The organism is Daejeonella sp., assembly GCF_037719425.1.
Lineage (GTDB): Bacteria > Bacteroidota > Bacteroidia > Sphingobacteriales > Sphingobacteriaceae > Daejeonella.
The window spans coordinates 1-21696 of sequence record NZ_JBBJNI010000007.1; the positions used below are offsets into that span (position 1 = coordinate 1).

Annotated in this window: 14 protein-coding genes; all 14 read left to right on the top strand. The window is 42.6% G+C overall.

What is annotated here, in order from left to right:
- Positions 1-1757: SusC/RagA family TonB-linked outer membrane protein (locus WKF69_RS01800; RefSeq protein ID WP_340379052.1), on the top strand; the 1757-nt coding region annotated here is incomplete at its 5' end.
- 179 nt (positions 1758-1936) lie between these two features.
- On the top strand, positions 1937-3316 hold the full coding sequence (locus tag WKF69_RS01805) for a sulfatase (RefSeq protein WP_340379054.1): 1380 nt from the start codon (positions 1937-1939) through the stop codon (positions 3314-3316).
- Between the two features lie 15 nt (positions 3317-3331).
- Complete coding sequence (locus tag WKF69_RS01810) at positions 3332-4981, top strand: sulfatase (protein ID WP_340379056.1); 1650 nt, start codon at positions 3332-3334, stop codon at positions 4979-4981.
- 64 nt (positions 4982-5045) lie between these two features.
- Positions 5046-6551 (top strand): sulfatase, encoded by a 1506-nt coding sequence (locus WKF69_RS01815; protein ID WP_340379058.1) that lies wholly within the window; start codon positions 5046-5048, stop codon positions 6549-6551.
- Between the two features lie 21 nt (positions 6552-6572).
- Entirely contained in the window at positions 6573-7208 is a 636-nt protein-coding gene (locus tag WKF69_RS01820) for a gluconate 2-dehydrogenase subunit 3 family protein (RefSeq protein WP_340379060.1), read from the top strand.
- 16 nt (positions 7209-7224) lie between these two features.
- Positions 7225-8925, top strand: a complete 1701-nt coding sequence (locus WKF69_RS01825) for a GMC family oxidoreductase (RefSeq protein WP_340379061.1) — start codon at positions 7225-7227, stop codon at positions 8923-8925.
- Between the two features lie 25 nt (positions 8926-8950).
- Positions 8951-9976: a formylglycine-generating enzyme family protein gene (locus tag WKF69_RS01830; RefSeq protein WP_340379063.1), complete on the top strand. Its 1026-nt coding sequence runs from the start codon at positions 8951-8953 to the stop codon at positions 9974-9976.
- Between the two features lie 6 nt (positions 9977-9982).
- Positions 9983-11413, top strand: coding sequence for a hypothetical protein (locus WKF69_RS01835; RefSeq protein WP_340379065.1), 1431 nt, complete (start codon positions 9983-9985; stop codon positions 11411-11413).
- 34 nt (positions 11414-11447) lie between these two features.
- Positions 11448-12410, top strand: a complete 963-nt coding sequence (locus WKF69_RS01840) for a TIM barrel protein (RefSeq protein ID WP_340379067.1) — start codon at positions 11448-11450, stop codon at positions 12408-12410.
- A gap of 158 nt (positions 12411-12568) precedes the next feature.
- Positions 12569-13444, top strand: a complete 876-nt coding sequence (locus tag WKF69_RS01845) for a TIM barrel protein (protein WP_340379068.1) — start codon at positions 12569-12571, stop codon at positions 13442-13444.
- Between the two features lie 76 nt (positions 13445-13520).
- Positions 13521-14933: an arylsulfatase gene (locus WKF69_RS01850; protein WP_340379070.1), complete on the top strand. Its 1413-nt coding sequence runs from the start codon at positions 13521-13523 to the stop codon at positions 14931-14933.
- Positions 14930-17062: a prenyltransferase/squalene oxidase repeat-containing protein gene (locus tag WKF69_RS01855; RefSeq protein WP_340379073.1), complete on the top strand. Its 2133-nt coding sequence runs from the start codon at positions 14930-14932 to the stop codon at positions 17060-17062. The genes WKF69_RS01850 and WKF69_RS01855 overlap by 4 nt, the downstream gene beginning before the upstream one ends.
- Before the next feature lie 128 nt (positions 17063-17190).
- Positions 17191-20004 (top strand): SusC/RagA family TonB-linked outer membrane protein, encoded by a 2814-nt coding sequence (locus tag WKF69_RS01860; RefSeq protein ID WP_340379075.1) that lies wholly within the window; start codon positions 17191-17193, stop codon positions 20002-20004.
- Between the two features lie 13 nt (positions 20005-20017).
- Entirely contained in the window at positions 20018-21679 is a 1662-nt protein-coding gene (locus tag WKF69_RS01865) for a RagB/SusD family nutrient uptake outer membrane protein (RefSeq protein WP_340379077.1), read from the top strand.
- The last annotated feature ends 17 nt before the right edge of the window (positions 21680-21696 follow it).

Here is a 21696-nt window from a genome sequence, read left to right on the forward strand (position 1 = left end):
CAATAAATGTATTTATCTTTATAAAAACTGTCAACCTAATTAAGGACGAGTCAGCTAACGCCACGAGTTCCAGAAGATCACTAGACGTAGGAAACTTCCCTTCTTTTTATTACAATCCAGCAACAGGCAGTTATACTCCGAGAAACGTAAATGTTTATAGAATTGAGCCATACAACTTAACGTATTCAGGTGGCCACCCCAGGCGCCAATCCGGCCTGCAAGCAACGTTGAATTATCAGCGCTCGTTTAAGGATCATAATGTTGGCGGGTTGGTGGTAGTGAACCAATATTCAAAGCTTGATTCGACCAGGCTGAATGTTGATCCGACTCGTGTATCAAATTATATTCCCACGAATGCACGAGGAATTGTTGGACGTATAGATTATAATTATAAGAGTAAATATATATTACAAGCTTCCGGCGCGTATAACGGATCTGATCGTTTTGCTGCAAACCGCCGGTCTGGATTTTTCCCTGCGGGGAGTGCAGGATGGGTAGTTTCCGAAGAAAAATTCATGAAGAAGAACGCTCCATTCATTAGCTTGCTTAAGTTCCGCGGATCCTATGGAATCACCGGAAGTGATGACCTGGGAAATTTCAAGAATTCGTACGAAGAAATCTACGGCCGAGGGGGAATTGGATATTTCGGAGAAAGCAACGTAGCAGTTACCTCCATTGTTCCCGGCTCGTTAGCTAACGACCAGGTAACCTGGGAGAAGGAGCGAAAACTCGATTATGCGATGGAGTTCGGGATCCTGGCGAACAAGATCTCAGGTTCAATCAATTTTTTCAATAACCGCCGTTACGATATCTTGTCCCGCAGAAATACGGTTCCCAGCCATTTTGGTATACCTGACGCACAGCTTCCGCCACTTAACCTTGGGATCGTAACCAACATAGGGCATGAATTTGAACTGGCCTATGCCGGTAATATCGGAAAGAATATTGGCTTTAATATCAAGGGAAATTATTCTTATGCGAAGAATACTATCCTGGAAAAAGACGAAGTAACCCCTTTATTTCCCTGGAAGCGGGAAACCGGCCGGTCAATTGGTGAGCAGCAGGGATTTATTTGGGATGGTTATTATTCGGAGGCTGAAGCAAAAGATCCTACAGTTCCCAAACACATAGGCTCAACTACTGCAGCATGGGGTCCAGGAACAACTTTGCCCGGGTTTCTTAAATACCGTGACTTAAATGGGGATAGAGTAATCTCAGACGATGACCGGGGCTTTTTTGGTACTTCAAACCTTCCCAATACAACTATCGGACTTTCTACAGGATTCACTTATAAAAAGTTATCGTTGAATGTGATGCTGCAATCCGCGCTGAATTCGGATGTACAGATCAATTACAATTATTCCGTGCCTTTTAAAGGAAATTTGCAAAAAATCCATCTGAACCGCTGGACACAGGAAACGGCATCAACTGCATCATTTCCGTCCCTGGTCAGTAATTTTCACGGAACATATATGACCACAGCCAGCAATTCAAGCTTTTGGGCTATCAGCGGCGATTATCTGCGGATCCGGTCTGTGGAACTAGGGTATGTTTTACCTTCAAGATGGGTGAATAAAGCAGGGCTTCAAAACGCCAGAGTATATGCCAGCGGTTATAACCTTCATACCTGGTCGGCATCCTATAATCGCTACGGAGTTGATCCGGAGGTTGTGCGCCAGTCAGGTGATTCGCAGTCTGCGATATCTTATCCTGTACAGGCAATTTTCAATGTTGGTTTAAATATATCTGTTAAATAATCGTTAATAAACGTCTTAAGGTGTATAATTGATATACGGTTGATTGACACTCAGGACAGGGCCGAACGTTATATCAACTGAGAAGCGGGGGGTATTATATTATTGTTACAATTATTTTCATTTCGACATAGTACCTGAGGGAATTTAATGTGTCTATCTAAATAATTAAATCATTTTAAATGCAGCATTTATTCAAATATTTTCCGGCAGTTTTCCTTTTAATATTTTTCTCTTCCATGATAGCTTTGGCGCAGGGTAAGAAGCCAAATATCATTTGGATAATCACAGAGGATATGAGTCCGGAAATGGGATGTTACGGCGACAAGCTTGTGCAGACCCCTAACCTGGATAAACTAGCGTCACAAGGAGTAAAGTATACAAACGCATTCACAACAGGCCCCGTTTGTTCTACCAGCAGGTCGGCCTTGATAACAGCGATGTATCAAACCAGTATTGATGCACAGAACCACAGAAGTCACCGGGATGATGGATATGATCTGCCGAAACCCGTTAAACCTATCACTGAGTATCTGAAAAAAGAAGGGTATTATAATGTCCTTGGGGAAGTGAAGGAGGACGGCTTGCGTGGGTACGGTAAAACAGACTATAATTTTAACTTGGACAAATCAATTTTTGATGGAAGTGACTGGAAAGATCGTAAAAAAGGGCAACCATTTTTCGCGCAGCTGATGGTTAGTGTAACACATCGGGGGCCGGTGTGGAAAGGTTTGGTTCAAAAGCATAAGCCCCAGATAAATCCCGATAAGGTGGTGTTGCCACCATATTACCCGAATCATCCCATAGCTCGCGAAGACTGGGCTACGTATTTAGAATCTATTCAGCTGATGGATTCTTATGTTGGCAACATTCTTAAGCGAATTGATGATGAAGGAATAGCTGAGAACACGGTGGTAATTTTCAGCAGTGACCACGGAAGGTGTATGGTAAGAGATAAACAGTTTATTTACGACGGCGGCATAAAAGTTCCTTTGTTGATGAAATGGCCGGAAAATCTTAAGGCAGGCAGCGTTAATAAGAACCTGGTAAGCCTTATAGACGTTTCAGCTACGGTTCTGCAAATAGCAGGAGTTAATTTGCCTAAACACATCGAAGGCAGGCCTCTTTTGGGCAAAAACGTTGTTAAGAGGAAGTATATCATTGCGGCGCGCGACCGTATGGACGAAACGGTTGATATGATGCGCGCCGTTAGAACGGATAAATTCAAGTACATAAAAAATTACATGCCTGAAAGGCCTTACATGCAGGTAAATAATTATAAGGAGACACAATACCCGGTTTGGAACTTACTCAAGCAATTAAATTCGGAAGGTAAGCTAACACCAGCTCAGGCGCTTTTTGTAGCACCAGTGAAACCCGCGGAGGAATTTTACGATATTAAGAAGGATCCCAATGAAATAAATAATCTGGCTTTAAATCCTAAGTACAGCTCCAGAATATCGGCGATGCGCAAGATTCTTGATGAGTGGATCGTTAAGACAGGGGACAAAGGACAGACCCCCGAAAAAGTGATCTGGCTGCCAAAGGGTAAGTCGGAGTAATTCGCCGCCAGTTATATGAGAAAGATATTTAAAAATAATAAAGTCGTATTGGTGTCCATTTGGATCACAGGCTTTGCTATTACGTTTGGAGCCGGCGTGCAAGCACAGACGAAACCTGCACCGAGATATAATATATTATGGCTTGTAGCAGAAGATATCAGCCCTTATTTACCCAGCTATGGTGATTCGACCGCAAAAACACCGAATCTTGACCGTCTTGTCCGTGAAGGGGTTCGCTTTACTAATGTATTTTCTGTTTCCGGCGTTTGTGCACCCAGCCGGTCTTGCCTCATTACTGGTATGTATCCAACAAGTATTGGCACAAATAATATGCGTACGCTAAATCCTTACCCCAATATTGGACTGCCTAAATATTCGGTTGTTCTGCCGCCTGAGGTAAAAATGCTAAGTGAATTGATGCGGCGCGCGGGATATTATTGTACAAATAATAACAAACAAGATTATCAGTTTGTAGCCCCCCTCTCAGGCTGGAATGAAAGTAGCTTAAAAGCCCATTGGAGGAACCGCCCTCCAGGTAAGCCATTTTTCTCCGTTGTGAACTTCGAAGTGACCCACGAATCACAAATTTGGGCAAGGAAAAATGACCCTTTGTTGGTGGACCCGGCAAAAGTTAAACTGCCGCCTTACTATCCGGAATCACCCATTATCCGAAGAGATCTTGCCCGGATGTATTCTAATATTATGGAAATGGATGAGGAGGTCGGGGAGAAACTTAAAGAACTTGAGGAAAACGGGTTATTGGATAGTACGATTATAGTGTGGTATACTGATAATGGCGGGCCTATACCAAGAGGGAAGAGGGAGATTTATGATACAGGTTTACATGTTCCCATGATCATTCGCTACCCGAATAAAAAGTTTGCAGGAACAGTCAATGCAGACCTGGTAAGTTTTGTTGATTTTGCTCCAACAACTTTATCATTAGCTAATATTAAAATTCCTTCATACCTGCAGGGCCAAGCTTTTGCCGGTGCTTCAAAAGCAGTTTCACCGCGTAAATATATTTATGCTGCCCGCGACAGAATGGATTCCGAATACGACATGGTACGAGCGGTGCGGGATGAACGATTCAAATACATCAAGAATTTTCAGCCGGAAAAGCCGTACATTCAAAACATAGCGTACAGGAAGCAGATGGACTTAATGAACGAATTGCTGCGGTTCGAAAAAGAAGGGAAGCTTGAAGGAGTGCAACAATTGTGGTTTAGAAAAACTAAGGACAAAGAAGAGCTTTTTGATACTCAAAATGACCCATTTGAACTTAAAAATCTGGCCACCGACCCTTTTTACGCGTCAAAATTAAAAGAGCTTCGTGGCGCTCTCGAGAAATGGATGGTTCATACGAAGGATAAAGGATTTATTACAGAGAAGGATTGGGTTGCGTCGATCTGGCCTAACATGATTCAGCCAGTTACGCAGAAACCAAGATTAAAATCCGTCGCGGGATTAATAACCCTTACATCTCAAACTCCCGGTGCATCTGTCTCTTACAAGATGTTGAATGAAACATCAAACGTTCGTCCGGGTGAATGGGAACTTTATTCAGGGCCGGTCAGAATGAACAAAGGGCAGAAAATCATTGCTGTGGCAGAGCGAATTGGTTACAAAAGCAGTGATCAGATTGAATTTACTTATAACAACTAATCAAAATATGCAGTCAAAAGGAAAAAACCACATTTGTAATAAGATATTTTTTGTGATAATCTTGATGCTCCATTCAGGATTTTCCATCGCGCAGAGCGCCGCCAGTTTACAGATTGAAAAAATTCCGGGTACGAAACCCAGAAATATCATCTTTATCCTGTCTGACGATCACCGGTATGATTTTATGGGCTTTACAGGTAAAGTGCCCGGGTTAAAGACGCCGAATCTTGATAGAGTTGCTAATGAGGGTGCTCATTTTCAAAATGCATTTGTTACCACAGCACTTTGCTCGCCAAGCCGTGCGTCCATCTTAACGGGTCAATACGCGCACACACATACTGTGGTTGATAATCAATCTCCAGCTCCTAAATCTTTAACTTATTTTCCTCAATATCTCCAAAAGGCTGGATATCAAACATCATTCTTCGGGAAATGGCATATGGGTGGCGGCGGCGGTGAACCGCGTCCAGGGTTCAATCGCTGGGTAAGCTTTTCCGGACAGGGAGTGTATTATAATCCTACAATGAATATTGACGGAAAGCTAGTCGCATATAAAGATAGTTCTTACGTTACAGATGTGCTCACTGATCTTACCTTGGATTGGCTTGAAAAGCGCGATAAGACAAAACCATTTTTTGTTTACCTATCGCATAAAGCAGTTCATTCTGATTTCAAGCCTGCTAGGAGAGATATTGGAGCATACAAAAATATTAAAATCCAATATCCGGTTTCAATGTTCTCAACTGCCAATGCTAAAAGCAAGAAATTCAATAAAGGCCAGCAGGCAGATTCGACCGGAATTACTTTCAACTATAAAGATATTCCTGCATGGGTAAAAGCTCAAAGGTATAGCTGGCACGGAGTAGACTTTATGTATCATGGGCAGACAGATTTCGATCAGTTTTATATCGATTATTTGGAAACCTTAAACGGTCTTGATAATAGCGTAGGCCGTGTTTTGGACTACCTTAAAGCAAATGGGCTGGATAAAGAAACCCTGGTAGTTTACATGGGCGATAATGGTTTTTCCTTTGGAGAGCACGGATTGATTGATAAAAGGCATGCATACGAAGAATCCATGCGGGTTCCATTGATCGCGCGTGCACCGGCACTAATCAAACCTGGTACAAAGATCAAGGAAATGGTACTTAATGTGGATATAGCACCAACAATTCTTGAAATGGCAGGCGTTAAAAAGCCAGCGCAAATGCAGGGCATATCTTTTCTGCGCCTTTTTAACGGCCTGCCGGACCCTAATTGGCGCAAGGAAGTTTATTACGAATATTATTGGGAAAATGCGTTTCCCCAAACGCCAACGCAGTATGCAGTGCGGACTGATCAGTACAAGTTTATCCGCAGTCAGGGCCTATGGGACATCGATCAATTATATGATATTCAAAAGGATCCCTATGAAGTTAACAACCTTATCAGAAAGCCGGAATTGCAGGGGGTTGCTAAAAGTTTGAATGAAAAGTTGTGGACCTGGCTGGATAAAACAAATGGTTTATATATTCCTCTTAAGGCTATCGACGAAAAGAAGAACGATCATTTGTATAAGAACACATGGTAGAAATGTATAAATAGTTTATTTATGAAAAGAAGAGAAGCAATAAAGAATGTCACCCTGTTATTTGGCGGAGTTATTTCTGCGTCCACTTTCGGTGTGTTATTCGATGCCAATGGGCAGACGCTGATTAAGCCCGGAAACATTTCATTTTCTAAGGATCAGGAAGCGCTGGTAGCTGAGATAGCCGATGTAATTATTCCGAAAACAGGTACGCCAGGAGCGAAGGCAGCTGGGGTTGGGCCGTTTATCACCCTGATGATCAAAGACTGTTATCCGGCTGATGCTCAGAAAATTTTTGTTGAAGGCCTGGCAACAGTAAATAAAATCTCCACGGAAAGATTTAAAAATTCATTCGTAAACCTCAACCTATCGAATAAGAATAGTGTCATTAAGGAGATTGCAGATAAGACAATACAGTTGCGAAAGGATGAACGAAATCGTCAAAAGATTGATGCAGCAGAGAAGAAATCCGGAATGAATACCACGCCAGGCTCAGAAAAACCAAAAACACATTTCTTTCAGGTGATTCGTGAACTTACAATCCTCGGTTACTTTACATCACAAACTGGTTCGACCGAGGCTCTGGCATATCTACCCATACCTGGAAAGTTTGTCGGTTGCGTAGATTTGAAACCGGGACAAAAAGCATGGGCTCTATAAATTTAAACTGATCAAAATGTACATAAATAATAAAGCTGTTGAGCAGAACACATATGATGCTATAGTTATTGGCTCAGGAATTAGCGGGGGTTGGGCTGCAAAAGAACTTACTGAAAAGGGTTTAAAAGTATTGCTGCTCGAACGAGGTAGAAATATTGAACATGTAAAAGACTATGATACCGCGCTTAAGTCGCCGTGGGAGTTTGCTCACCGTGGGAGGCTAACTCAGGATCAGATAAAATCACATCCAGTACAAATTCGGGATTATCCGTACTCAGAGTTTAATGAGAAACTTTGGGTTAATGACCTGGAGTGCCCGTATACTGAGAAAAAGAGATTTGATTGGTACAGAGGTTATCACGTGGGGGGAAAGTCGTTAATGTGGGGAAGACAAAGCTACAGGATTGGTGACCTGAACTTCGAAGAGAATAAGAAAGATGGAATTGCTATTGACTGGCCGATCCGTTACAAGGATATATCTCCATGGTATGACTATGTAGAAAAATTTGCAGGGATAAGTGGCCAAAATGAAGGGCTTGCCCAGCTTCCCGATGGCCATTTTTTACCTCCCATGGAAATGAACTGCGTGGAACAACATGTGAAGAAACGCATGGCTGAGCAATATAAAGGCTCACGGGTTTTAACAATGGGTAGAGTTGCAAATCTGACTCAGCCACATAACGGCAGGGGAACTTGTCAATACCGGAACATGTGTAATAGAGGTTGTCCTTTTGGAGCCTATTTTAGTACGCAGTCTTCTACAATGCCTGCGGCTGTAGCGACAGGAAACCTGACATTGCGGCCATTCTCTATCGTCAATTCAATAATTTACGATAAAGATAAAAAGAGAGCTAAGGGTGTAAGGGTAATAGATGCTGAAACGAATGAAAATCTGGAATTCTATTCCAAAATTGTTTTTGTGAACGGTTCAACCCTTGGAACAACGTTCGTGTTGCTGAATTCAAAATCAGACACTTTCCCGGACGGACTGGGCAACTCGAGTGGTCAGCTTGGTCATAATCTGATGGATCATCATTTCAAGACTGGTGCCCAGGGGAGGGCAGAAGGGTTCGACGATAAATATTATTATGGCAGAAGGGCCAATGGTATTTATGTACCGCGATTCAGAAATGTAGGCAGCGATAAGAGAGACTACTTGCGGGGATTCGGTTATCAGGGGGGGGCCAGTAGAACCGGGTGGCAGCGAGAAGTCGCAGAATTGGCATTTGGAGCAGATTTCAAGGAAGAACTTACAAAGCCAGGCCCGTGGAGAATGGGCTTGGGTGGGTTTGGCGAAACGCTTCCTTATTTCGATAATAAAGTAAGTCTGGACCACTCTAAAAAAGATAAGTGGGGGCAATCGGTTCTTGCTATAGACTGCGAGTTCAAGGAAAATGAAGCAAAGATGAGGATCGATATGCAAAACGATGCCGCTGAAATGCTGGAAAGTGCAGGTATTAAGGACGTAAAAACATATGATAATGGATGTTTTCCGGGGATGGCAATTCATGAAATGGGAACCGCCCGCATGGGAAATGATCCGAAGACCTCTGTTTTAAATAAATGGAACCAAATGCACGATGTTCCCAACGTATTTGTAACTGACGGGTCGTGTATGACCTCATCAGCATGTCAGAATCCATCGTTAACCTACATGGCTTTAACAGCGCGGGCTTGCGATTATGCCGTTAAGGAACTAAAGAAAATGAACCTGTAATCAATTGGATATCACATATAAACTGATGAAAAATTGGATAGTAGTGATCAGTTACATTCTGGTTTGTTTTATCACCGCGTGTAACCTGAAATCTCAACCCGGGGAAGATTCAAAAACCCACGGGGCAGCTGTAGACACCGTTCCGCAGAAAATGGTTTGGATACCGGGAGGCACGTTTGAAATGGGATCCGAAGACCCCGCATATAAAGACGCGACTCCGCTACATAGCATTGCTTTAGACGGCTTCTGGATGGATGAACATGAGGTAACGAATGCTGAATATGAGAAATTCGTACAGGCTACCGGCTATAAAACTGTCGCCGAACAGCCTATTAATCCAGCAGACTTTCCCGGAATACCGCCTGAAAATCTTGTTCCGGGATCAGGCGTTTTTACTCCAACCCCGCAGCCTGTTTCACTCGATAATCCTATGCAATGGTGGTTGTATGTTCCGGGCGCAAGCTGGCGAAACCCTTTCGGTCAGCAAAGCTCAATCACTGAAAAACCAAATGATCCGGTGGTGCATATCAGTTATACAGATGCTTTAGCATTTGCTGATTGGATAGGAAAGCGGCTTCCGACTGAAGCAGAATGGGAATATGCAGCTCAAGGCGGCAAGGCAAAACAGCAGTACTACTGGGGCTCTGAGCTTAAGCCAGGCGGGAAGTGGAAGGCAAATATTTACCAGGGTAATTTCCCTGATGCAAATACTGGTGAAGACGGTTTTATTGATGTTGCGCCGGTTAAAACATTTCCGGCAAATGGATACGGATTGTATGATATGGATGGGAATGTTTGGGAGTGGTGTAATGACTTTTACCGACCCGACTATTATGGTAAGAGCCCGGCCAAAAACCCGAAGGGACCTGCAGATAGTTATGATCCGGATGAACCAAATGCAGTTAAACGTGTGCAAAGAGGCGGTTCTTTCCTTTGCAGTGACCAATACTGTATCCGTTACCGTCCCGGAAGCAGGGGTAAAGGAGAAATAAACAGTGCTTCAAATAATTTGGGTTTCCGATGCGTAAAAGATGGAGACCCGCCCAAATAACATTTTATGCGCAAAATATCATTTAAAACTCTGGGATTAATATACATTTTGGTACAATTATCACTGATCAATAATGAGGTGTCTGCGCAGGAAGATGCGAAAGTATTAATAAATGCGGCAGAAGAAAAAGGAGTGGTCAGCCCCAAAATTATGGGCTTCAATATTGTGTACTGCTATGAAAGCGATGCTGGCTGGCAAAGTGGCAATGGAAAGGTTCCTGCCATGATAAAGGCTTTGGGTACTGCCCAGCTCCGTTATCCGGGCGGGACAGTGGTAACGAGATACCATTGGGAAAAACCTACAGGCCAGGGTTGGAGCGATACATGGTCAGCGGAATTTGATCCCGCTAAAAACACAGATCCATCTACTTTTATGGATATCGACGAGTATCTGGGGGTTGTTAAAACCCAGAATATAGAACCGCTGCTGGGAATAAACATGGGTTCCGGAATGAAACATAATCGTCTGCAGGATGGGGTTGATGAAGCAGTACGCCTCATGAAACACTGTTTGTCAAAAGGTGTGAAAGTAAAATACTACTATCTGGATAACGAACCCTATCAACCAGATGCTAATTATACGTTTACGCCGGAGCAATATGCGGAAGCCATAAACACCTATGTGCCTGCTATGAAGAAGGTTGATCCCAACATACAGATCGTAGCTAATACTCATCCTAACGCCGATAATTATACTAAAGTCTTACTGGCCAGGGCAGGTAAGAATATCGATTTGATTGACGTGCATATGTATTGGAAATTTAAAAATGCTACGTTCGAGAACTGGAAAAAAGAAGGCCTGATGAAGCATAGAGGTATCAAGCCTTACAACGAACAACGGCAAATTTTTGAGAAGGTATTTGCTGACGCCGGTTTCCCGAATATTAAATTGGTGATCCTGGAATGGAATATCGGCCCTGTGGGGGATGGTAACGTATCTCCAACTCAGTCGGAGTCGGCTTTGATGGTATCTGAGCAATTCACACAGTATATTCAAGGTGACTTATTTATGTCAACATTCTGGCCGCTTTCGTGGCCAACTAATGCTTTTCGTTCTTTGCTGAATCAAAAGGAGCAGTACCGACCTAATAAAACATATGATATGTTTGCATTGTATAAAGATGTTTTAGGCCAACAGAAGGTACTCAGTGAGAGCACAGAGAAGAATTTAGTAAACCTGGCAGTAAGAAGTTCTGATGGTAAAATGATGTGGGTTTACCTGATTAATAAAGGACAGGAACAAGCAGAGTTGAATATAAACCTGGTGGTTGACGGTTTTAATGCGACTAGATATTCTGCAAAGGGTTTCGATACAATGGATGGTGCTTCAACTGGAATGTCGTTACGCAATATAAAGATTGTCAAAACCGATAACCGGAATTACAACATCCGGATTCTTAAGAATTCATTCGCCAAAATCACATTTAATAAGTTGTAATAAATTAGAGAACTCTTAACAAAATTCAGTCATCATGCCTCAAAAATTTAATCGCCGAGAGTGGAATTCACTCATCTTAACAGGACTTGCCGGTTCTTTTATACCATCTGTTTTTACCTCCTGCAGTACCACTTCGGTCGTGCCCGCGGCGCTAAAGGGTAGCCAGGCAGCCAGTGATGCCAAGGAGCTGGGAATCGTGCTGGGTGTACAAACCTATAGTTTCCGTGATCGGTCTTTGGTCGAAGCGATCAAAGCCATGCAACAGCTTGGCGTAAAAAGCTGCGAACTGTGGGCGGGCCATGTTGAGCCGCGCAATAATCAGTGGGCAGCAGGTCAGACAGGAGCAGACGCTAAGAAAAAGCAAGAACAATTGGCGCAATGGCGCGAAAAGCTTTCAATGGATGAAATTAGATCAATTAAGTCACAATTTGATCGGGCCGGGATTAGTATTCAGGCATATAACGGTGGAATAAAAGATGGCATTTCTGATGAGGAACTAGATCTTGTTTTTAGAATTGCTCAAACACTCGGAGTAGACACTGTCACAAGTTCTGCAACCGTTAGTGTTATGAAGCGTGTGGATGAGTATGCGAAGAAATATAAGATGAGAGTGGCGATGCACAATCATGCGCACATAGATAAGCCTAATGAGTTTTCGTCTCCTGATAGCTTTGCCCGCGCCATGGATGGTCTATCCGATTATTTATGGATCAACCTTGATATCGGCCATTTTACAGCCGCCAATTTTGATGCGGTGGCGTATATAAAGCAGCACCATGCAAAGATCCACAGTATACACGTAAAGGATCGCAAAAAGAACCAGGGGGAAAATATGCCTTTCGGACAGGGCGATACTCCAATTGCCCAGGTATTACAGCTTATTCGTGATAATAAGTGGCCTATTCCGGCGAATATTGAGTATGAATATAAAGGTGCCGACACTATAATGGAAGTGGGCAAATGCCTTGATTATTGCAAGAGAGCAATTAAAGCCTGAAAAATGGAATCAAAAGGCAGAAAAATATCAGGACTTAGCAGGAGAAAGTTTCTGGCTGGTGCCCCAGCTCTTTCCGGAATAATGATTTTGCCGCGGTAAATTATTATGGGTAAACATTGAGTAAGAACATTCGATAAAAAATATTTATAAAATTAAAGATGAAAAGCAGAAGAGAAGCTATTAAGGGTATTATTGCAGGATCCGCGGCCGTAAGCACTTCGGGAATGTTAAGTTCATTCACCCCGATGAAAGAAAATAGTAGGTCAGCCTTAAAAGGAAATATAAACCACTCTGTGTGCAGATGGTGTTTTCCTGATATTCCACTTGATAAGCTTTGTGAGGAAGCAAAGAGGATGGGTTTAAAGGGGATAGACCTTGTCGGACCCAAAGACTGGCCCATACTGAAAAAATATGGTTTAACCTCGTCTATGTGTAACGGAGCTGAAATTAACCTCGTGGACGGGTGGAATAACAAGGCCAATCACGCCGTTCTTATCAAAAACTATTCGGAGATGATCGAACGGGTAGCAAAAGCCGGATATAAAAATTTGATCTGTTTTAGTGGAAACAGGCGCGGCATGGATGATGAAACAGGACTGGTTAATTGTACAGAAGGCCTGAAACAAATACTTCCCATAGCTGAGAAAAATAAGGTAATACTTGTGATGGAACTTTTGAACAGTAAGGTTAACCATAAAGATTACATGTGTGATAAATCTATATGGGGAGTAGAGCTTTGCAAAAGGTTAGGCAGTGAAAATTTTAAGCTCCTTTACGACATCTATCATATGCAGATCGATGAGGGCGATGTGATTCGAACAATTAAAGCGAACTCCCAGTATTACGGGCATTATCATACGGCGGGTGTGCCAGGAAGACACGAAATTGACGAAACCCAGGAATTATATTACCCTGCTATCATGAAAGCAATTGTTGCCACTGGTTTTAAAGGCCACGTTGCTCAAGAGTTTATTCCTCTAAATCCGGATAAGCTTGCTTCATTGCAAAAGGCGATCTTGATATGTGATGTCTAGAGCAAAGGTTTCAATGATCCGCAATCAAACAGTATACGATTTAACTTTTATTATGATAATGTCAATAAAATGCAGTTTGTTACTTTTAATCTTACTAATCTTCCAGTTCAATGAGAGTTATGCTCAAACCAGAAATAAGCCGAATGTGATTTTCATTATGGCCGATGACCTGGGTTATGGCGACATCGGAGTGTATGGTCAAAAGCTTATCAAAACACCCAATATTGATGCTTTAGCGAAGAACGGTATCAAATTTACCCAGTTCTATGCCGGTACATCGGTATGCGCTCCTTCGCGGTCCTCTCTGATGACCGGTCAGCATACCGGCCATACTCCAATACGCGGCAATAAAGAAGCAAAACCAGAGGGACAATTCCCATTAAAAGGATCTGCTTATACCATTGCTGAGTTGTTTAAAGATGCAGGTTATGTAACCGGTGATTTTGGAAAGTGGGGTTTGGGTTTTGTGGGGACAGAAGGAGATCCGAATAAACAGGGGTTCGACCAATTTTTTGGTTATAACTGCCAGCGGTTGGCACATGATTATTATCCTGACCACCTTTGGGATAACAGTACTCGTATTGAACTTCCTAATTCATTGACCAAGTCTGAAGTATACGGACCGGATTTAATACAAGCCCGAGCACTGGGATTCATTGCAGCCAATAAAACCAAGCCTTTTTTTGCCTTCATGTCTTATACTCTTCCTCACGCCGGTCTTGAACTTCCGGAAAATGACAAGCTTTTTCTCGAGTATCGAAATGCCTTTAAAGAGTCTCCCAAACAAGTGAAAGCGGTTAAAACGGGGCCATCTTTATACAAAGGTCAGCCGTATCCTCGTGCCGCATATGCAGCAATGGTTACGCGGCTTGATGATTATGTTGGACAGTTGGTTTCTAAGCTTAAAGACTTAGATATTGAGAAAAACACCCTCATCATCTTTACCAGTGATAATGGACCTCATGTCGAGGGTGGGAATGATCCTCAGTTTTTTAACAGCGGTGGGGGATTCCGTGGGGTGAAGCGCGACCTGTACGAAGGTGGGATTCGTGCGCCTATGATCATGTCATGGCCGTCGGTTATTAAAGCAGGAAGTGTTTCTGATCATATTGGAGCGTTTTGGGATTTCATGCCAACATTCGCTGATATAACGAGTCAAAAGAAACCGCAAAAGATAGATGGTAATTCTATCCTCCCGGTTTTGAAAGGCCAGGGCAGCCAGCCAAAGCATGATTATTTATATTGGGAATTTCATGAGAACGGTGGTAGACAAGCGGTGAGAATGGGTAAATGGAAAGGTGTCAGGTTGAATGCTAAAACCAATTTCAATTCTCCATTGGAGTTGTACGATCTGGCTAACGACCAGGCTGAAAGCAAAAATGTGGCTGCTTCAAATCCTGAAATAATAAAAAAAATGACCCGAATCATGAAAAATGCTCGCGTTGAAAATTCGGATTATCCATTTACATCTCAGGCAAATATTCCGTGAAAATAGAATTCTTAGTAGTTGGCGCATTATTTCTGACGGGTACGGTGACTGCTCAACCCACAGCTAAAGTCAGCAGTTGGAAAAAAGATCTGTTGACTTATATAGAAACCAAACTCTCAAAGCCTGATGGGGGATATGGCTGGGAAGACCAGTACGATTCGCATCTTACTCCAACTTATGCGGTAACAGGAATACTATATAATATCGGTGAACTGCCTAAGGACAAAGGAAGGCTTGCCGAATTCATCAGAACGCACCATCCGCAAAAGGGAACTAACACAACGAGTAATTATTTTTTGGGCAATGCACCGCGTGGCGAAGCCGGGCCGAGCGGTTCCAACCTGCGCAATCTCGTCTATGAGCAGATACAAGCAATTCTATGGCTAAATGGAGATGTTTCTTCTTTTAAGGCCGATGTTAAAAGCTGGAAATCCCAGGCTGGGATACTGGCAAATTATGAAGGACACGGGTATGGAGGCTTATTTCAGGAAGCGATGACACCTGTATGCAGTAGCCTATTGGGAATCTCCATGGACAAGAGCGAAGAATTCCTTAAATACCTGGAGAAGAATCGCCGCTCAAATGGTAGTTTCAATAATGCCCCAGCCGCTAACGGCGGCGATGGGAATATATTAAACACTTATTGGGCCTTATATTCATTTAAGGAACTTTCCGGAACTGAAAGATTATCCTCCGAAACCATAAATTGGCTTCAGTCATGCCAGTTGGCTAATGGCGGATTTACACATCAGCCAAATCCCACAATCGGAGTTAACGATGATGTGATTTATACATGGGCGGGTATAAAGTCTTTGCAAATGCTTGGTGCCCGGCCCAAAAATGAAAAACGTGTTATTGATTATCTGCTGTCCCTTCGAAATGCAGACGGAGGATTCGGCGCAAGGCTCGGCTTACATTCTACTCCGGTAGCCTCATTCTATGCAATTGATGCCCTGAAAGTATTAAATGCAATTAATGCATTAGACAAATCTGTTAAACGAAAAGAAGCAATTGAACCGAAACCTGATTTTTCCGGGCATCAGGTTTACACTGTTCAGTTTCAGGCTCATGGACAAGGGAGCCCCCTTGAGGCAGTAATGCTTGCTGATAGCTTAAAAATACATCTGTGGGGGGTGAAATATCCTGTAGCCGGATGGCTAGAAGAAGCACAGAAGATCGCTCAGAACAAAAACGTTCCTGTCACTTTTTTTATGTCCGATGAGCCGCATGATAATTTATTGAGTATCCCCGGTATGGGTTCCTTCGATCACGTTTTAGATTATATCGCGCCGGCAAAAACTCCAATTCACTATGCCGACAGTTCAACATTCGATGAGTTTAAGAATACTACGTTGAAGAATTTAAAAGAAGCAAATGGTGGCATGCTGCTGCAAGTCAGCAACAATGAGCCTTTAGCCCGGTTACTCCTTGACGAATCAGTTAACAACTTCGGATACCTGGCCATAAGCACTGTTCATTTTGGACAAAATTTCATGTTTTGGCTGCCTTATATAGCGGAATACAGATATCGTCTGCCCCTGGTAACCTTACAGGATGCTCACGGTACGGAATCGTGGTGGTGGTCAAATGAACTTGTTAATCATCGTACTTTATTTATTGCAAAAGAGCCAGGTTATAATGCAATGATAGATGCTTTAAAGAAGAATTGGGTTGTCGGAACCAGACATGATTCAGTGAGCAATTACAAAACAAGGATGTTGGGTGGTACTATGGCTGCAAGGGAATTTATTACTGCTAAACAATCGATCTGGCAATGGTGGGATAAAGACGAGTCTGTCAGGAGGCCATGGGCTGCATTAACTCTAATAACTCCCGCAGATAAATTTGAGGCAGGGCATCCCGACAAGGGAGTGGCGATAAGGGTACGGCCCTGGTGGAATAGCGTCCGACAGAGTTTGAGAGCGCCGGTCGTAGCATTAGAAAAATTAGAAATAGACGGGCAAACAGTGGAGCCGAAACTTATTACGGTGAAAGCACGAAATGGAGATGTTGCTGATTCATATTATCTCTATCAAATAGATGACCCTGCCGCAGGATCTCACGCTGTAAAAGCAACACTGAAAAACCTGAAAAGCGGCGCCAGCAAAGTTATAAATGGAAATTGGTGAGATGGCCGTCCAACTTCTACTCACGTAAATAATCTACCAAGAGCATGGTATCATCACCGTGTGAATGTCTCTCTTTTATTAATATACCACTATAGGTTACCGTTTAATTAGTTTATAAAGAAATCTCTATGAGAAAACTCTTACTTCCCTGGTACAAGGTCATTGTTTTGTGCGCTTTTTCATCAGCAATTTTGTTAAGTAGCAGTCCGGATGCTAAGGCACAGGAAAGCGCCCGGATAGATACTACGATGAAGCCTGTGAGTGATTTCGGGCAAATATTTCAGCCACTCAAGCTCAATGTTTTGTACGGTGAGCAAACACGAGATAAATTAGTTCAATCCATAGGATATTTAGATGGAAAGCGGCTTGAAAGTTCACCTGTTTCTTTATTGAGTAATGCTTTCGCCGGACATTTTTCGGGTTTGTACACCTATCAATCGAATGGTGCACCACGTTATGATGCTACTTCGCTCAGCCTGAGAGGCAGATCTCCGCTAATAGTGATTGACGGAGTACCCCGCTACAATACGGTCTACAATGAATTATCCCTTAATCCGGAACAGATTGAATCAATAACCTTATTAAAGGATGGTCTTTCGAGTGTGATGCTTGGAAACAGGTCAATGGACGGAGTGCTTATGATTACCACACGAAAGAAAAGCACAAACTCCGGGTCATCCGTGTCATTTACCGCTCAAGGCGGAATCCAGGAAGCTATCGGAATGAGAAAGGCATTATCGTCATTCGATTATGCATCATTATACAATGAAGCAAGAGCAAACTCTGGTTTATCTCCTGCTTTCTCTCAAACTCAACTGGATGGCTACAGAAATGGAACAGATCCGTTTGTGTACCCGAATGTAGACTGGCAAAAAACTGTGCTGAGAGATAATGCTCCTCAGATGCGCTATACATTAAACGCCAGTGGAAATTATACAAATGTCAGATATTTTCTTTCATTGGATTACCAGAATCAATCAGGTTTATTTAGAGAAGATGATGATAATTCTTATGGTACAAACGTAGATTATAGCAGGTATATATTCCGGTCAAATATTGAACTGGATATTGATAAAAACTTGAGGGCTAATTTAAACCTGGTTGGGAACATTCAGGATTTCATTCAGCCGGGTGCAGGATATGGATCCATATTTACACTCCTTCAGGCTTCACCAAGCAATGCTACGGCTGTCACTAATTTTCGTGGTACTTTTGGAGGAACAAGAGAATATCCTAATAGTCCGTATGCAGAAGCGGTTGGCACCGGATATATAAAGAACAACCTGCAGGCAGCTGCGGTAAATGTTGGATTGACACAGAAACTTGGTAGTTTGATCGAAGGTTCCTGGGTGAAAGCGCTGCTTTCTTATTCACCATCTTACGAGCAGCGGATCAATAGGTCAAAAAATTACAATGCCTACAATTATCCGGTAACAGGGGACTCTACAAATTTTTTAAGAGTGAGTACGATTTCGGAACAGCCAAACTCCACAACAGTTCAGGGACGTTTTCAGCAAACCTATTTAGAATTGTCAACAGGACTTGATCGCAACTGGGGTAATAATGACTTCAGTGCCATCATTGTAGCGAGCTATGATAATAGTCAATCAAACAATTTGCTGAATCAGATTTACCAGGGCGTTTCCACTCGCTTATCCTATAGTTTGGATAAAAGATTTAACATGGAGCTTGCAGGGGCTTACAGTGCTAACAATAGGTTTAATCCAGGCAACCAGGCTGATTTCTATCCAGGAGCAGGAGCTAGCTGGAACCTTCATAACGAAAGTTTTATGCAAGGGAATAAGTTCCTGAATGAATTCAAACTTCGTGCATCTTATGCCAAAGTTGGTAATGCTGATCCCGGATATTACTTGTGGCGACAAACCTATGCAGGGGGTACTGCTTACATTTTTGGAACAGCAGCTACAGGCACAAGCTCTATTGCACAGGGGGCTTTGGCTAATCCTGACCGGGTTGCCGAAAAAGCGAAAAAATTCAATGTGGGCATGGATCTCGCGTTCAGTAATCAGCGTGGTTGGGTTAACGTAGATTATTTTAACAGCAGTCAGTATGATATGCTCCAGACAAGGGGTTCCTCATCTGTAATACTAGGGTCTGCTTATCCTTTGGAAAATATTGGTAAAAGCCGGTATTCAGGTATTGAAGTTAATACTGGTTGGTCAGCCACAGCCGGTAAACTTCGCTATTCTATTTCTGGTAACATTTCAAGTGTTAGCAGTCGTGTCCTTTTCAACGACGAACCAGCTCAGCCCTTTGCCTACATGGCTCGTACCGGTAATCCTGTTAATCAGATCAGAGGATATGTTGCAGATGGTTTCTTCAACTCCGGAAATCTTACATCCCCAAGGCTGGAAAGCTTTACTCCTTCTGAAGGTGATGTGAAGTATAAAGACCTGAATGGGGATGGGATTATCAATGTAATGGATCAAATGGTTATAGGAAACGATAAACCACTTCTTTACTTTGGAGCTAACCTGGGTCTTCAGATCGCCGGATTTGATATGAACGTCTTATTTCAGGGGGTGGAGAACAGAGATATCGTAACTACAGGATATTATCAGTTTCCCTTTAGCCTTAACGGGCAGGGGCCGGCATTTACTTATAATTTAAATCGTTATACTCCGGGAACAGCTTCTACAGCTACACTTCCAAGGGTTACTATACAAAATGAAGTGAATAATTATTTAACATCTAGTCTTTACGTTCAGGATGCGAGTTATATCCGCCTTAAAAACTTAGAAATTGGGTATACAGTTAATCCGAAAATTCTTCCATCATCAGTCATAAGGGGATTACGTCTTTTTGTTAATGGCCAAAATCTGTCGACTTTTTCTAAGTACAAAGATTCAGATCCTGAGAATTACATGGGACTTTATCCGTTGCAACGTATTATTAATGGGGGCTTATCAATTAAATTATAAAAGGAGACCAAAGATGGTTACTAGAAAAAAATATAAAATCTGTGTTGCACTCCTGATCCTCAGCACATTTCAGCTTGCTTGTAAAAAATTTGAAGATGTACCACTTGAAGCCAGAACAGAAGACCTGGTGTACGATTCAAAAGACATTAACGGTTTCTTTGCCGATCAGGCTGTTACCAACTTGTACACGTTTCTTCCACGAGGATACAACCGAATTGATGGTGCATATCTGGACGCAGCAACCGATGATGGAGTCTCTTCACAACTAACAAGCGACATATATCTCTTATCAAAGGCATTGCAAAGCTCGACTCAGTTGGTTGATGACTCATTCGCCAGTAATTACACTGCGATATTCAGAGCCAACCAGTTCCTGTCAAAAGTTGATGTTGTTCCGGTAGTTGCCCTGACCAAACAATATTGGAAAGCGGAAGCCAGGTTTATTCGGGCGATGAGTTATTTTGAACTTATCAAGCGTTATGGTGGTGTACCTCTGCTTGGGGATAAGATATTTACGCTGGATGATAAAATAAGTTTACCAAGGAATACTTATGATGAGGGAGTTCAGTATATAGTAAGCGAGTGTGATGCAATCAGTGGTTTATTGTTGAAAGAACCGGTGTCTGCAGTTCAGGTTGGCAGGATCACACAGGGTGCGGCATTAGCTCTAAAAGCGAGGGTATTGCTCTATTCTGCAAGCCCTTTGAATAATCCGTCAAATAACGTTACAAAGTGGTTATCTGCTGCAAATGCCGCTAAAGCAGTAATTGATTTAAATTACTATGCATTAAACGTAAGTTTCGTGAATGCTTTTGTAACCAGGAGCGATAAGGAGGTTATTTTCGCTTTTCAGCAAAGCCGAAATCAGAATCTTGAAATTGCTCAATCACCTGCAGGTTATGTGTCGGATCTTTATTCCAGTAGGGGTTTAACAAGTCCTTCACAGGATTTGGTAGACGCTTTTCCAACATTATCCGGGAGACCTATAACAGACCCTGCTTCTGGCTATAGTGCAAGCAATCCATATGCAAACAGAGATCCACGTTTCGATGCCACTATTTTTTACAATGGATCTCAGTGGCTGGGCCGGGCGGTTGAAACATTTGAGGGGGGCAGGGATAAACCCAATACTTCGATGATCCAAACGAAAACCGGTTATTATCTTCGTAAGTTCCTTCCGAATCTTGCTACTGCAACTAATTATGCTGCAGCGGACCATAACTTTATTATTTTCCGTTATGCTGAAACGCTTCTTAATTATGCTGAAGCGATCAATGAGGCAGATAATTCGGTTGCTAGTCGTACCATAGCATATATTCAATTGACCAATATTAGAAAGCGTGCAGGTATTTCCGCAGGAACGGGATCCTTATATGGATTAAACGCCAATATGACCCAGGCCGAAATGCGCGCTGCAATTAAATTGGAACGGCGCGTTGAGATGGCCTTTGAAGAGCATCGTTTTTGGGATGTTCGTCGCTGGAATACAGCTGCAACTGATTTTAATAAAACTATTCGTGGTATGAAGATTACAAGGGTTTCACCAGGAGTGTTTACCTATCAAACAGTAAATGTGGAGCCTCTCGTTTTTATAGCGCCTAAAATGAATTTATATCCGATCCCGTTTTCTGAAATACAAGCTAATACTGGGATAACACAGAATCCAGGGTGGTAAAAAAATCAAATCTGATA